Below are 12,995 nucleotides of genomic sequence, written 5' to 3' on the forward strand. Positions count from 1 at the left end.
AGTTGCCCGATTAGCACATTATTTTAGGAAAGGAACAAAATATGGCATACAGCGACAAAGTTATCGATCATTATGAAAACCCGCGTAATGTGGGCGCTCTGGATAAAAAAGACAGTTCTGTCGGTACCGGCATGGTGGGTGCACCAGCATGCGGCGACGTGATGCAATTACAAATTCGCGTAAATGACAATGGCATTATTGAAGATGCCAAATTCAAGACCTACGGTTGCGGTTCCGCCATTGCGTCTAGTTCCTTAATTACCGAATGGGTCAAAGGCAAGTCTTTGGAAGAAGCGGGATCCATCAAAAATAGCCAAATTGCGGAAGAACTTGAATTACCGCCAGTAAAAGTACACTGCTCCATTTTGGCGGAGGATGCTATTAAAGCCGCGATTGCTGATTACAAAACCAAACAAGCCAAATCATAAAAATAAAAAGTGCGGTAAATTAACCGCACTTTTCGTCGTTCCGGAGGAAATATGAGTATTACATTGACGGAAAAGGCTGCGCAACGTGTGAAAGCTTTTTTGGATAATCGCGGCAAAGGTATAGGTTTACGTTTGGGAGTGAAAACCTCGGGCTGTTCAGGTTTAGCGTATGTACTTGAATTTGTTGATGTACTAAATGAAGAAGATCAAGTTTTCGAACAACATGGCGTAAAAGTTATCGTTGACCCCAAAAGCTTAGTTTACTTAAATGGAATTGAATTGGATTATGTAAAAGAAGGTTTAAATGAAGGCTTTAAATATAACAACCCAAACATAAAAGAATCTTGCGGTTGTGGCGAAAGCTTCCATGTTTAAGGAGTCATCATGCAAAACCCTTTTAAAGTGTTTGATTTACCTGTTAATTTCCAACTTGATACGCAAGCCTTAAATGAACGCTATTTAGCGCTACAGAAATCGTTGCATCCGGATAATTTTGCGTCAGCCGATGTTGGGCAACAGCGTCTTGCGATGCATAAATCGACAGAAGTGAATGATGCTTTAAAAACGTTAAAAGACCCAATTTTGCGTGCTGAGGCGATTATTGCGCTCAACACTGGCGAGCAACAAAATGTTGAACAAAAAAGCACTCAAGATGTAGCGTTTTTAATGCAACAGTTACAATGGCGCGAGCAGTTGGAAGAATTGGAAAATGAAAAAGACAAACAAGCGCTAAGCGTGTTTGCTAAAGAAATCAAACAAGAAACTCAGACGTTATTGGTTGCACTTGCCGACCGCATTGAAGGTGCTCAGTGGGCGCAAGCGATACAGTTTTGCGATAAATTGCGCTTTATCCGCAAGTTAAGCGAAGAAATTGAACGGGTTGAAGAACGGCTTTTTGAATCATAAATCACCTAATGAAATCCACACTTTCATAACATATCTAGCGAATTATGCAAACTCTCGAACAATTATCTAATCCGAAACATTCCGCTTGGAACACTATTTCTCAATGGATTGAGCAGGCGCGCAATCACTGCGAAGTGATTAAAAAAGATCAATCCAGTGCCGAACGTGAACTTTTCACCATGCAAATGCCGACTTCCTCACCGATCGGGGCAGTGATTTATGAAACTGGCGGTATTTTGATTCATCACGGTTGGTTACGGATTTTAGGTTCAGGCAGTTTTAAACTAGCACGTGGTTTGATGGATTGGAATTTCAGCAAATCTTTCAGCCAATCCGGCGAAAAACCGAAATATTTATTGGTGGCGGATGATGTGATTGGTGGATATTTTGCGTTAAATGGCGGCTCGTTAGGAAAAAATCTTGGAAAAATCTACTATTTTTCTCCGAAAGATTTAAGTTGGCATGATTTGAATTTTACTTACACCGAATTTTTAGCTTGGGGGCTGAACGGCGATATTGATGCATTCTACCAAGATTTATTCTGGCAAAATTGGCAAGAAGACGTAAAACAGCTCGACGGTAACCAACTTTTTGTTTTTACGCCGGATTTGAGTGAAGATAAAAGCACTCCGATTGACGCGCGGCAGAAACGTGAAGTAAATATCGAAACGCACTACAACGCGAGTTTTGCGCAAAAAGAAAAGTTTGAAATGGCGTATTCTGTCGTATAACTAATTGAAATAGAAAAGAAATATTATGGCATTATTACAAATTGCAGAACCTGGACAGACTGCCGCACCGCATCAACATCGTTTGGCGGCGGGGATTGACTTAGGTACGACAAACTCATTGGTTGCCACAGTACGTAGTGGACAAGCAATGATTTTAAATGATGAACAAGAACGAAGTTTAGTGCCGTCCGTGGTGCATTATGGCGCAGCGGAAAAACAGGTTGGTGCGGAAGCTTTTGCACTGGCGTCGCAAGATCCGAAAAATACCGTGATCTCCGTGAAACGCTTAATCGGTCGTAGTCTTGAGGATGTGCAAGCACGCTATCCAGCAATGCCTTATGAATTTGTGGCGAGTGAAAATGGTTTGCCGCTTATCGTAACTGAGCAAGGGGTAAAAAGCCCGGTAGAAGTGTCTGCTGATATTTTAGCCCGTTTAAACCACATTGCAGAACAACGCCTTGGTGGCGAGCTTTCCGGTGTCGTAATTACCGTGCCGGCGTATTTTGACGATGCGCAACGTCAAAGTACCAAAGATGCTGCCCGTTTAGCCGGCCTAAATGTGTTGCGTTTGCTCAATGAACCGACTGCCGCTGCGGTGGCTTATGGCTTGGATAGTGCACAAGAAGGTATTATCGCCGTATATGATTTGGGCGGCGGTACGTTCGATATTTCTATTTTGCGTTTATCCAAAGGAGTGTTTGAAGTGTTGGCGACTGGCGGCGACACCGCATTGGGCGGTGATGATTTTGATCATCTTATTGCCGATTGGGTCGTTGAGCAAACTCAAATTAAACCGCAAAACGCTAATCAACAACGCGAACTTTTAATACTGGCAAATCAAACAAAAGTCGCTCTGACTAATGTCGAAAATACAACTATTTATTGGCAAGGTTCTTCCGTGGAAATCTCTCGCCGACAATTTAACGAATTGATTCACAACTTAGTGAAACGCTCATTACTCACTTGTCGCCGCGCATTAAAAGACGCGGATGTAGAAGCCGATGAAGTGCAACAAGTTGTGATGGTAGGCGGTTCAACCCGCGTGCCTTATGTGCGTGAACAAGTGGGGGAATTTTTCGGTAAAACTCCGCTAACGTCTATCGATCCAGATAAAGTCGTTGCCCTTGGCGCCGCACTCCAAGCAGATATTTTAGTGGGCAATAAAACTGACAGCGATATGCTATTGCTGGATGTCGTACCGCTTTCTCTTGGTATCGAAACCATGGGTGGCTTGGTGGAAAAAATTATTCCGCGCAACACCACAATTCCGGTGGCGCGTGCGCAAGAATTTACTACGTTTAAAGACGGACAAACCGCGATGACCATTCACGTAGTGCAAGGCGAGCGCGAATTAGTGGCTGATTGCCGTTCTCTAGGTCGCTTCACCTTACGCGGCATTCCGCCAATGGTTGCCGGTGCGGCGCATATTCGTGTGACTTATCAAGTCGATGCAGACGGTTTATTAAGCGTCAGCGCAATGGAAAAATCCACTAAAGTGCAGGCGTCCATTCAAATTAAACCGTCCTATGGTTTAACCGATGAAGAAGTGACTGCGATGATTAAATCCTCTTTCGACAATGCGCAACAAGATATGCAAGCGCGCGAATTGGCAGAACAACGCGTGGAAGCGGAACGTGTGATTGAAAGCGTGATCGTGGCATTGCAAACGGACGGTTCAGAATTACTGAGCACCGATGAATTTCATCAAATTGAAGCAGTGCTGAAACAGTTGATGGACGCGAAACAAGGTTTGGATTGTAGCGCTATTGCGCAAGGTATTAAGGCTCTGGATACGGCGACGCAAGCGTTTGCCGCGCGCCGTATGAATGCATCGATTAATAAAGCGTTAACCGGCAAAAATGTGTCGGAGATTGAGAAAAATTAATCGAAACACTATCGTGAAGTTGTAAATTAGCACCGCATTGAAGTTGCAACATAATTGCTGTCAACTAACGGCTAGTAGCGATGAAATCCTAAATCAGCACCGCATTGAAACCGCTCTTCACCTTTAAAATGTGTTTATCCGGTGAAGGAAAGTGCGTATTAAACCCATTTTTTTATAATTTAAGGAAAGTAATATGCCAAAAGTGATTTTTTTACCTAACGAAGAAATTTGCCCGGAAGGTATGGTGGTAGACGCCGCCGCCGGCGATAATTTATTGGAAGTCGCGCACAATGCCGGCGTAGAAATTCCTCATGCGTGTGACGGCTCTTGTGCCTGCACCACTTGCCACGTGATTATCCGCGAAGGATTTGATTCTTTAAACGAAACCAGCGATCAGGAAGAAGATATGTTGGATAAAGCTTGGGGCTTGGAAATGGACAGCCGTCTTTCTTGCCAATGCATTATCGGCGATGAAGATTTAGTGGTGGAAATTCCGAAATACAATATTAATCATGCCAACGAGGCGGCGCATTCATGAAGTGGACTGACACGCAATTTATCGCCGAAGAGCTTTATGATCGCAATCCGAATTTAGATCCGAAAACCGTCCGTTTCACCGATTTGCATCAATGGATTTGTGAACTAGACGGTTTTGACGATGATCCGCAAAAATCTAATGAAAGTATCCTTGAAGCCATTTTGCTTAAGTGGTTAGAAGAATATGAGTAAAAACGCCCGCTTTAGCGGGTTTTTTTAGTCTGGCGCTTGGACAATTCCTTCATTAACCTTAAATAATTTCCCTGTTTCAACTTTCATTTCTTTTAATTGATCTTGCGTGATTGCGCTGACAAAAACTTGTGAGTCGCTTTGTTGTAAGCGTTCGGCAAGTAATGCGCGTTTGAATTGATCTAACTCGGAGGCGAAATCGTCAATTAAGAAAATGCAACGGCGCTGTTTTTCTTTCATTAAATGTTCGCCTTGGGCTAGACGTAAGGCACACATGAGCAGTTTTAATTGTCCGCGAGAAAGTACGTCCTCAACCGGTAATCCGTTGGTCTTAAAACGAAAATCGGCTTTTTGCGGACCAGAAAAGGTGTAACCTAAAGCTTTATCGCGTTCAAAACTTTGTGCCAGTAAATCGCCGTATTCGGTATCTTTGTCCCAGCCTTGGTGGAAACTGACGTTGATTTCAATTTCAGGCAAAAATAATTGACAAGTTTGCTCGATTTTCGGGCGTAAGGCTTCGGCGTATTCCGTACGCCAGCGACTAACTTGATGAGCAAATTTAGCCAATTCTAAATCCCATACTCTTATTGCCGCATAAGGTTGTCGCTGGATCAGCACCGCATTGCGTTGTTTGAGTAGGCGATTGAGATTGCGCCATGCCGAATGGAAACCAGAGTGATGATGAAATAACCCCCAATCTAAAAATGCGCGGCGAAAGCTTGGACCGCCGTTCAGCAAGGTTAAACCTTCCGGCGTAATCAGTTGCATGGGGAGAAGATGGGCAAGATCGGCGATTTTGTTGCCATCTTCGCCATTGATTTTCACGAGGGTATTGCCTTGGCGCAGTTTTTGTAAGCCTACCGACCATTGATGCCGACTTTCTTGAATTTGTCCGAATAGGGTGAAATACGGTTCTTCGTAAGAAATAATGCGATTTGTCACCGTAGTTTTGAAGGAGCGGCCATGCCCCAAATAGAAAATCGCCTCTAACAGGCTGGTTTTACCGCTACCGTTGTTGCCGACCAAAAAGTTAAAGCCGGGAGCAAATTCTAGCTCCACGGCATTTAAATTACGAAATTTTTCAACTAATAAGCGGGAAATGGCCATCTTACAGACGCATCGGCATAATCACGTATTCGCTGCTACTGTCTTCACAATTTTCAATTAAGCAGCTGGATGAGGCGTCAGTTAAGCGAATGCGAACTTGTTGGCATTTTAGTGCGTTCAGTACGTCTAAAATGTAGGTGACGTTGAAGCCGACTTCCAATTCTTCACCGACATAAGCCACATCGACGATTTCCTCCGCTACTTCGTGTTCCGGGTTGGATGCGGTGATTTTAAGTTGGTTCTCGGTTAAATTTAAACGTACGCTGCGAACCCGCTCGTTAGACAAAATTGAGGCGCGTACAAAGGCTTGTTTTAATGCTTCCCAACTGCCTTCGACGATTTTCGTCGCATTGCGCGGTAATACGCGACGGTAATCAGGAAAACGACCGTCAATTAATTTTGAGGTAAATACAATGTGGTTAAGGTGAATACGAAGGTTATTCGTGCCGATTTGTAAACGGGCCGGTTCGTCGCTCGTTTCAAGTAAACGATTAAGTTCTAGTACACCTTTACGCGGTAGAATTACTGCATGATTTTGTAATTCTTGTTCAAGGGCGATGGTACAGACTGCAAGACGGTGACCGTCGGTTGCTACGGTACGCAGTAAATTGCCTTCAGTTTCGAACTTCATACCGTTTAAGAAATAGCGCGCATCTTGATTTGCCATGGAAAATTGGGTCGCTTCAATTAGGCGGCGCAAAGTGCTTTGCGGTAACTCAAAATCTACTTCCGATTGCCAATCTGTTAAGTTCGGATATTCTTCCGCCGGCAGTGTCGTGAGGTTAAATTTACTTCTGCCTGACTGTACGATGGCACGATCTTCTTCAAAACTGACGGTAATTTCAAACTCGTCGGACAATGTACGGCAGATATCAAGGAATTTTTTTGCCGGAATTGTAAAACTACCGTTTGCAGTGGCGGAGGAAAGTTGGGTGCAGCTGGACAGTTCCACTTCCAAATCCGTTCCCGTGATGGTTAAGCGGTTGTCTTCGATGTGTAACAATACATTATTCAACACGGGAATGTTCGGGCGGCTGGTTAATACACCACAAACTTGCTGTAAGGGTTTTAAGAGATTTTCTCTTGAAATACTAAATTGCATGACGGCTCCTTATGCGGATAACGTGCGAATCAAGTTCGCCCAATCTTCTTGAATACTGTTGTCTTTTTCGCGGAATTTCGGTACTTCGCGGCAAGCGTTTAATACTGTGGTGTGATCGCGATCAAATGCGCGGCCGATTTCGGGCAAACTGCGGTTGGTCAATTCTTTGGCTAATGCCATGGCAATTTGGCGTGGACGGGTAACTGAGCGTTGGCGGCTTTTTGATTTTAAATCCGAGACTTTAATGCGGTAGTATTCCGCGACGGTTTTTTGAATGTTATCAATCGTCACCAAACGTTCTTGCAACGCAAGAATATCTTTTAGCGTATCACGCACAAAGTCGATATTGATATCGCCACCTTTGAAATCTTGCATAGCTTTTACGCGGTTAAGCGCGCCTTCAAGTTCACGTACGTTAGTACGTAAACGTTGCGCAATAAAGAACGCCACTTCTTCAGGCAAATGCATGTGATGTTCTTCTGCTTTTTTCAGTAAAATCGCTACGCGAGTTTCCAGATCCGGTGGCTCAATGGCGGTAGTTAGGCCCCAACCGAAGCGGGATTTTAAACGTTCTTCGATTTTTTCGATTTCTTTCGGATAGCGATCCGAAGTTAAAATAATTTGCCGACCGGTTTCAAATAAATTATTGAAAATATGGAAGAATTCTTCTTGTGTTTTCTCTTTTTCAGCAAAGAATTGGATATCATCCACCAGTAATGCATCCAACGAGCGATAAAACTTTTTGAATTGCTCCATATTGTTGTCACGCATGGCTTTTACCATGTGCTGCATGAAATTGTTGGCGTGAATGTAAAGTACTCGTGCATTCGGTTTGTTGGCTAAAATACCGTTGCCGATGGCGTGTAGTAAGTGAGTTTTACCTAACCCGGTGCCACCATATAAAAAGAATGGATTCGCTGCAGGTTCGCCTGGTGCTTGCGCAAGCTTTTGTCCTACTGCGCGTGCCAGTTGATTGGATTTCCCTTCAACAAAGTTTTCAAATAAATGTTTGGCATTGAGGTGCGATTCGAATTTTACTGGTTTTTCAATTTCTTGTTCAAAATCGACCGATGCTAATGGTTTGACAGGCGCTGTGGGCACCGCATTGGGAGCCGGTTTTACGCCTTCTTTAAGAATAATTTGTAAATTTGGATTTTGTGCGAGTGTTTGGCAAATTTGTTGAATTTGCACAAGGTAATGGGTCTCCACCCAGCCTTTGACGAACATGTTGGATGCGTAAAGGACAATTTGATCGTTGGACACCACATCCGCCTGTAGCGGGCGCAGCCAAGTGCTTAAATCGGTGGCGGAAACGTGATCTTGTAATTGAGAAAGGCAGTTTTGCCAAAGATTGGAGAGGCTCACGATAAATTATCCTTAAGTATATTGCTATGCGTTTGTTATCGGATTCGCATTGAAACTGCGGTAAAAATTGCGGGGGATTTTACAATAATCTTGGGGAAAAATCTTCCATCGAGAAAAGGAAAAACACAAAAAGGTCGCTTGAGATTTTGTCTAAAATCCGTATAATCGCCCCGATTTTTAAAGGAACGGAAGACTATTTTGCAGAAAATTCCTTTCTTTGTTTGACGAAGAGCCGATTTATGATTAGAATCGCGCTCTATTTTTTATTCACTCACAGTCTTGATTTAGGAAGATTACAATGAAACGTACATTTCAACCTTCTGTATTAAAACGTAGCCGTACTCACGGTTTTCGCGCTCGTATGGCAACTAAAAACGGCCGTCAAGTTTTAGCTCGTCGTCGTGCTAAAGGTCGTAAAAGTTTATCGGCATAATCTCCATTTTTAGTGGTTACGCTAAACTTTCCTAGGGAGTTGCGTTTGTTGACTCCCACTCAATTCAAAAATGTTTTTGAACAACCATTTCGAGCCAGCACTCCCGAAATTACCCTTCTTGCCCGTAAAAATGATCTTGAGCATCCCCGTTTGGGCTTAACCGTCGCAAAAAAATACTTAAAACGTGCCCATGATCGCAATCGTATTAAACGTCTAGTGCGTGAAAGTTTCCGTTTGTCACAGCATGCTTTGCCTGCATGCGATTTTGTATTTGTGGCGAAAGCCGGCATCGGTAAACTTGATAATGCGACATTTCGTCAAACGCTGGAAAAATTATGGCAACGACACATTCGCTTGGCGCAAAAATCCTAATCGGTTTAATTCGGATTTATCAAGTTATCTTCAGTCCTTTAATCGGTTCTCGGTGCCGATTTTTTCCGACTTGTTCATGCTATGGCATTGAGGCGTTGAAAGCCCACGGCCTGTTAAAAGGTAGTTGGCTTACGTTTAAACGTGTATTAAAATGTCACCCCTTAAACGCCGGCGGGTTCGATCCCATTCCGCCGAAAATTAATAATAACCATGAGAAAAAATAATGGATTCGAGACGTAGCCTGTTAGTGTTAGCACTACTTTTTATTTCTTTTCTTGTTTATCAACAATGGCAAATGGATAAAAATCCACCGCCTGCCGTTGAGCAAACATCTTCGATGGCTTCAGATGTGCCCGCAAGTTCTTCTTCGTCAGCACAAATTGCAGCTGATTCAACGGTTAAAGGTCGTCTTATCACCTTAGAAAATGATGTGTTCCGTTTGAAAGTAGATACGTTAGGCGGCGATATCGTAAGTTCTGAATTATTAAAATATGATGCGGAATTAGATTCCAAAACTCCGTTCGTCTTATTAAAGAATACGCCTGAACAGGTTTATATCGCGCAAAGCGGTTTAATCGGTAAGAACGGGATTGATACCAAATCCGGTCGAGTGCAATATCAAATTGAAGGCGATAATTTCAAATTAACGGAAGGACAAGATTCGCTTTTCGTGCCATTAACCTTTGAAAAAGAGGGTGTCACTTACCAAAAGATTTTCGTATTAAAACGCGGCAGTTATGAGGTGGGCGTGAATTATACGATTAACAATCAAAGCGGTGCTGAGATTGAAGTGGAACCTTACGGCCAGTTAAAACACACCTTAGTCGAAAGTTCCGGTAACGTAGCGATGCCGACCTACACCGGCGGTGCTTATTCTTCTTCAGAAACTAATTATAAAAAGTATAGTTTCTCCGAGATGAAAGAGGCAAATCTTTCGATCGACACCAAAGCCGGCTGGATTGCGGTACTTCAACATTATTTCGTCTCTGCTTGGATTCCGAATCAAGATGTTAATAATCAACTTTATACCGTTACCGACAGCAAAAATAATGTTGCTTCCATTGGTTATCGTGGTCCGATCGTGACGATTCCGGCCGGCGCGCAAGAAACCATTTCAAGTTCCTTATGGACCGGTCCTAAATTGCAAAATGAAATGGCTAAAGTAGCAAATCACTTGGATTTAACGGTGGATTACGGTTGGGCGTGGTTTATTGCAAAACCGTTATTTTTATTGTTGACCTTTATTCAAGGTATTGTATCCAATTGGGGCTTAGCGATTATTTGCGTAACTCTCGTGGTGAAAGCAATTTTATATCCGCTTACCAAAGCACAATATACTTCTATGGCGAAAATGCGTATGTTGCAGCCGAAATTGCAAGAAATGCGCGAACGTTTCGGTGATGACCGTCAACGTATGAGTCAAGAAATGATGAAGTTGTATAAAGAAGAAAAAGTGAACCCGCTTGGTGGTTGTTTACCGATCCTTCTTCAAATGCCGATTTTCATTGCATTGTACTGGACATTTATGGAAGCCGTCGAACTTCGCCACGCACCGTTCTTCGGTTGGATTCAAGACTTATCCGCACAAGATCCGTATTACATTTTGCCGATCTTAATGGGCGCTTCCATGTACTTGTTGCAGAAAATGTCACCGACTCCGGTAGCTGATCCGATGCAACAGAAAGTGATGAATTTCATGCCGTTAATTTTTATGTTCTTTTTCCTTTGGTTCCCGGCAGGCTTGGTGTTGTACTGGTTGGTGTCTAACCTCATCACCATTGCACAGCAACAATTAATCTACCGAGGATTGGAGAAAAAAGGATTACATTCCCGCAAGAAATAATCTTTAGGGAATCGCAAGAAAGGCATCGTAAGGTGCCTTTTTTATATCATTAACAAATCGTGTTGGGACGTTCGTATCGTCCTATCGTTTTAGCACCGCATTGGAAGTTCAAAATGCGGTCTTTTTTAAAGAGTCTTTTATGAAAGAAACCATCGTGGCGCAAGCCACTGCACCGGGACGCGGCGGAATCGGCATTTTAAGAATTTCCGGTCCGCAGGCCGGCGAAGTGGCGCAAGCCGTATTGGGCAAATGTCCGAAACCGCGTACGGCGGATTATTTACCGTTTAAGGATGCTGATGGCACCGCATTGGACCAAGGCATAGCACTTTATTTCAAAGCACCGCATTCCTTCACCGGTGAAGACGTGCTGGAATTACAAGGGCACGGCGGACAAGTGGTATTGGATTTATTGCTTAAACGTATTTTGCACATTGATGGCGTTCGCTTGGCGCGTCCCGGAGAATTTTCTGAGCAAGCTTTTTTGAACGATAAATTGGACTTGGCACAAGCGGAAGCTATTGCCGACTTAATCGATGCTACGTCAGAACAAGCAGCGCGTTCTGCGTTAAAATCGTTGCAAGGTGAATTTTCAAATAAAATCAATGCGTTGGTTGATTCGGTAATTTATCTGCGTACTTATGTGGAAGCTGCAATCGATTTTCCGGACGAAGAAATCGATTTTTTAGCCGATGGCAAAATTGAAACTAATTTGTGCCAGATTATCGAACAGCTTGAGGACGTGCGTCGTGCAGCCAAACAAGGTTCGATTTTGCGCGAAGGCATGAAGGTGGTGATTGCCGGTCGTCCGAATGCCGGAAAATCCAGCTTGCTTAACGCCCTTGCCGGCCGCGAAGCAGCAATCGTTACGGATATTGCAGGCACCACGCGCGATGTATTGCGTGAACACATTCATATTGATGGTATGCCGCTGCACATTATCGACACGGCCGGGCTACGTGACGCGACAGATGAAGTAGAACGCATCGGAATTTCTCGAGCTTGGAACGAAATTGAACAGGCCGACCGCATTATTTTAATGCTAGATAGTAGCGAGCCGGAAAGCCGGGATCTTAGCAAAGCACGAGCGGAATTTTTGGCGAAATTGCCGACTGATATTCCGTTGACTATTGTGCGTAATAAAATTGATTTAAGCGGCGAAAGGGAAGGCGTAAGCGAAGAAGGCGGCTATCAAGTGATTCGTCTTTCCGCACAAAATCACAGCGGTGTGCAATTATTACGTGAGCATTTAAAGCAAGCGATGGGCTTTCAAACTGGGATTGAAGGCGGATTTTTGGCACGTCGTCGCCATTTGGAGGCGTTGGAAAAAGCGGCGGAACATTTGCAAATTGGTTTGCAGCAATTAACGGAATTTCATGCCGGTGAATTATTAGCGGAAGAATTGCGTTTGGTTCAAGGTAATTTAAGCGAAATTACCGGGCAATTCACTTCCGACGATTTGCTCGGCAATATTTTCAGTTCGTTTTGTATTGGGAAATAGAGCATGAGTTTTTATACCTTATGGCTCATTGCATTGGGACTTTCAATGGATGCTTTTGCCGTGTCGATTTCCAAAGGCTTGGCAATGCGCTCTTTTCGTTGGAAACAAGCGTTGAGCATCGCCTTTTGTTTCGGTTTCTTTCAAGCCTTCATGCCGGCGATAGGGTATCTGCTCGGATCACAATTTAATAAGCTGATTCAATATTGGGATCATTGGATTGCTTTTGTGCTTCTTTCATTAATTGGCATGAATATGATTCGCGAAGGTTTTCGCGATGAAGACGAACGTTCCGTCATCGAGTTTATCAGCTTAAAACGGTTATTTACGCTCGGCGTTGCAACCAGCATTGATGCACTCGCCGTAGGAATTTCCTTTGCGTTTTTGAACGTGAATATTATTGAGGCACTTTGGATTATCGGTTTAACCACGTTAATGCTTTCTTTTGCAGGTGTAAAGAGCGGCCATTTTTTGGGAAGAACATTCAAAAGTAAAGCAGAAATTTTCGGTGGTTTAGTGCTAATTGTGATGGGCGTGAGAATCTTGTTTGAACACGGTGTTTTTGTATTTTAGGGTGAGATTTTTCTTACTTTCTATTATAA

General features: G+C 43.4%; 16 protein-coding genes. 13 read left to right on the forward strand and 3 right to left on the reverse strand.

Translation table 11 applies throughout. The features are described 5' to 3' along the window. Positions 1 to 41: 41 nt before the first annotated feature. From iscU to iscX, 7 genes are all read left to right on the forward strand, one after another. Entirely contained in the window at positions 42 to 428 is a 387-nt protein-coding gene (gene iscU, locus AB3F25_RS01790; RefSeq protein ID WP_373603822.1) for a Fe-S cluster assembly scaffold IscU, read from the forward strand. Between the two features lie 51 nt (positions 429 to 479). After that, a complete protein-coding gene (iscA, locus tag AB3F25_RS01795) occupies positions 480 to 803 on the forward strand; it encodes an iron-sulfur cluster assembly protein IscA (protein ID WP_373603823.1) in 324 nt (107 codons plus the stop codon). A 9-nt stretch (positions 804 to 812) separates the two neighbouring features. After that, entirely contained in the window at positions 813 to 1,334 is a 522-nt protein-coding gene (gene hscB, locus AB3F25_RS01800) for a Fe-S protein assembly co-chaperone HscB (RefSeq protein WP_373603824.1), read from the forward strand. Between the two features lie 44 nt (positions 1,335 to 1,378). After that, entirely contained in the window at positions 1,379 to 2,065 is a 687-nt protein-coding gene (locus AB3F25_RS01805; protein ID WP_373603825.1) for a DUF2625 domain-containing protein, read from the forward strand. Between the two features lie 25 nt (positions 2,066 to 2,090). Then, a complete protein-coding gene (gene hscA, locus AB3F25_RS01810; RefSeq protein ID WP_373603826.1) occupies positions 2,091 to 3,950 on the forward strand; it encodes a Fe-S protein assembly chaperone HscA in 1,860 nt (619 codons plus the stop codon). Positions 3,951 to 4,143: 193 nt separating this feature from the next. Next, positions 4,144 to 4,488: an ISC system 2Fe-2S type ferredoxin gene (gene fdx / locus AB3F25_RS01815; protein ID WP_373603827.1), complete on the forward strand. Its 345-nt coding sequence runs from the start codon at positions 4,144 to 4,146 to the stop codon at positions 4,486 to 4,488. After that, positions 4,485 to 4,679: a Fe-S cluster assembly protein IscX gene (iscX, locus tag AB3F25_RS01820; protein ID WP_373603828.1), complete on the forward strand. Its 195-nt coding sequence runs from the start codon at positions 4,485 to 4,487 to the stop codon at positions 4,677 to 4,679. The genes fdx and iscX overlap by 4 nt, the downstream gene beginning before the upstream one ends. A gap of 24 nt (positions 4,680 to 4,703) precedes the next feature. On the opposite strand, the gene recF is transcribed toward iscX, so the two are convergent. The 3 genes from recF to dnaA are packed head-to-tail and all read right to left on the reverse strand — an operon-like array spanning position 4,704 to position 8,250. Beyond that, positions 4,704 to 5,783, reverse strand: coding sequence for a DNA replication/repair protein RecF (gene recF, locus AB3F25_RS01825; RefSeq protein WP_373603829.1), 1,080 nt, complete (start codon positions 5,781 to 5,783; stop codon positions 4,704 to 4,706). A 1-nt stretch (position 5,784) separates the two neighbouring features. Beyond that, complete coding sequence (gene dnaN, locus AB3F25_RS01830) at positions 5,785 to 6,885, reverse strand: DNA polymerase III subunit beta (protein ID WP_373603830.1); 1,101 nt, start codon at positions 6,883 to 6,885, stop codon at positions 5,785 to 5,787. 9 nt (positions 6,886 to 6,894) lie between these two features. After that, the gene (dnaA, locus tag AB3F25_RS01835; RefSeq protein WP_373603831.1) at positions 6,895 to 8,250 is read right to left on the reverse strand and encodes a chromosomal replication initiator protein DnaA; all 1,356 of its coding nucleotides are present in this window, start codon (positions 8,248 to 8,250) and stop codon (positions 6,895 to 6,897) included. A 298-nt stretch (positions 8,251 to 8,548) separates the two neighbouring features. Here dnaA and rpmH point away from each other — a divergent pair, with 298 nt between their 5' ends. From rpmH to AB3F25_RS01865, 6 genes are all read left to right on the forward strand, one after another. Then, positions 8,549 to 8,683 (forward strand): 50S ribosomal protein L34, encoded by a 135-nt coding sequence (gene rpmH / locus AB3F25_RS01840; protein ID WP_005539760.1) that lies wholly within the window; start codon positions 8,549 to 8,551, stop codon positions 8,681 to 8,683. Between the two features lie 12 nt (positions 8,684 to 8,695). Then, positions 8,696 to 9,055 carry a ribonuclease P protein component gene (gene rnpA, locus AB3F25_RS01845; RefSeq protein ID WP_373603832.1) on the forward strand — a complete coding sequence of 120 codons (360 nt, stop codon included), beginning with the start codon at positions 8,696 to 8,698 and terminating at the stop codon, positions 9,053 to 9,055. Beyond that, positions 9,019 to 9,279 carry a membrane protein insertion efficiency factor YidD gene (gene yidD / locus AB3F25_RS01850; RefSeq protein WP_373603833.1) on the forward strand — a complete coding sequence of 87 codons (261 nt, stop codon included), beginning with the start codon at positions 9,019 to 9,021 and terminating at the stop codon, positions 9,277 to 9,279. Before rnpA ends, yidD begins: the two co-directional genes overlap by 37 nt. Further along, positions 9,279 to 10,898 (forward strand): membrane protein insertase YidC, encoded by a 1,620-nt coding sequence (gene yidC / locus AB3F25_RS01855; protein WP_373603834.1) that lies wholly within the window; start codon positions 9,279 to 9,281, stop codon positions 10,896 to 10,898. The genes yidD and yidC overlap by 1 nt, the downstream gene beginning before the upstream one ends. Positions 10,899 to 11,037: 139 nt before the next feature. Further along, positions 11,038 to 12,396, forward strand: coding sequence for a tRNA uridine-5-carboxymethylaminomethyl(34) synthesis GTPase MnmE (gene mnmE / locus AB3F25_RS01860; protein ID WP_373603835.1), 1,359 nt, complete (start codon positions 11,038 to 11,040; stop codon positions 12,394 to 12,396). A gap of 3 nt (positions 12,397 to 12,399) precedes the next feature. Beyond that, positions 12,400 to 12,966, forward strand: a complete 567-nt coding sequence (locus tag AB3F25_RS01865) for a manganese efflux pump MntP family protein (protein WP_373603836.1) — start codon at positions 12,400 to 12,402, stop codon at positions 12,964 to 12,966. Positions 12,967 to 12,995 lie beyond the last annotated feature (29 nt).

It is taken from the genome of Aggregatibacter sp. HMT-949, assembly GCF_041734645.1.
GTDB lineage: Bacteria > Pseudomonadota > Gammaproteobacteria > Enterobacterales > Pasteurellaceae > Rodentibacter.

Excerpts from the sequence above, each read along its gene's own strand:
- iscU (WP_373603822.1), top strand. The coding sequence starts at position 42 with ATGGCATACAGCGACAAAGTTATCGATCATTATGAAAACCCGCGTAAT.
- iscA (WP_373603823.1), top strand. The coding sequence starts at position 480 with ATGAGTATTACATTGACGGAAAAGGCTGCGCAACGTGTGAAAGCTTTT.
- hscB (WP_373603824.1), top strand. The coding sequence starts at position 813 with ATGCAAAACCCTTTTAAAGTGTTTGATTTACCTGTTAATTTCCAACTT.
- AB3F25_RS01805 (WP_373603825.1), top strand. The coding sequence starts at position 1,379 with ATGCAAACTCTCGAACAATTATCTAATCCGAAACATTCCGCTTGGAAC.
- hscA (WP_373603826.1), top strand. The coding sequence starts at position 2,091 with ATGGCATTATTACAAATTGCAGAACCTGGACAGACTGCCGCACCGCAT.
- fdx (WP_373603827.1), top strand. The coding sequence starts at position 4,144 with ATGCCAAAAGTGATTTTTTTACCTAACGAAGAAATTTGCCCGGAAGGT.
- iscX (WP_373603828.1), top strand. The coding sequence starts at position 4,485 with ATGAAGTGGACTGACACGCAATTTATCGCCGAAGAGCTTTATGATCGC.
- recF (WP_373603829.1), bottom strand. The coding sequence starts at position 5,783 with ATGGCCATTTCCCGCTTATTAGTTGAAAAATTTCGTAATTTAAATGCC.
- dnaN (WP_373603830.1), bottom strand. The coding sequence starts at position 6,885 with ATGCAATTTAGTATTTCAAGAGAAAATCTCTTAAAACCCTTACAGCAA.
- rpmH (WP_005539760.1), top strand. The coding sequence starts at position 8,549 with ATGAAACGTACATTTCAACCTTCTGTATTAAAACGTAGCCGTACTCAC.
- yidD (WP_373603833.1), top strand. The coding sequence starts at position 9,019 with ATGGCAACGACACATTCGCTTGGCGCAAAAATCCTAATCGGTTTAATT.
- yidC (WP_373603834.1), top strand. The coding sequence starts at position 9,279 with ATGGATTCGAGACGTAGCCTGTTAGTGTTAGCACTACTTTTTATTTCT.
- mnmE (WP_373603835.1), top strand. The coding sequence starts at position 11,038 with ATGAAAGAAACCATCGTGGCGCAAGCCACTGCACCGGGACGCGGCGGA.
- AB3F25_RS01865 (WP_373603836.1), top strand. The coding sequence starts at position 12,400 with ATGAGTTTTTATACCTTATGGCTCATTGCATTGGGACTTTCAATGGAT.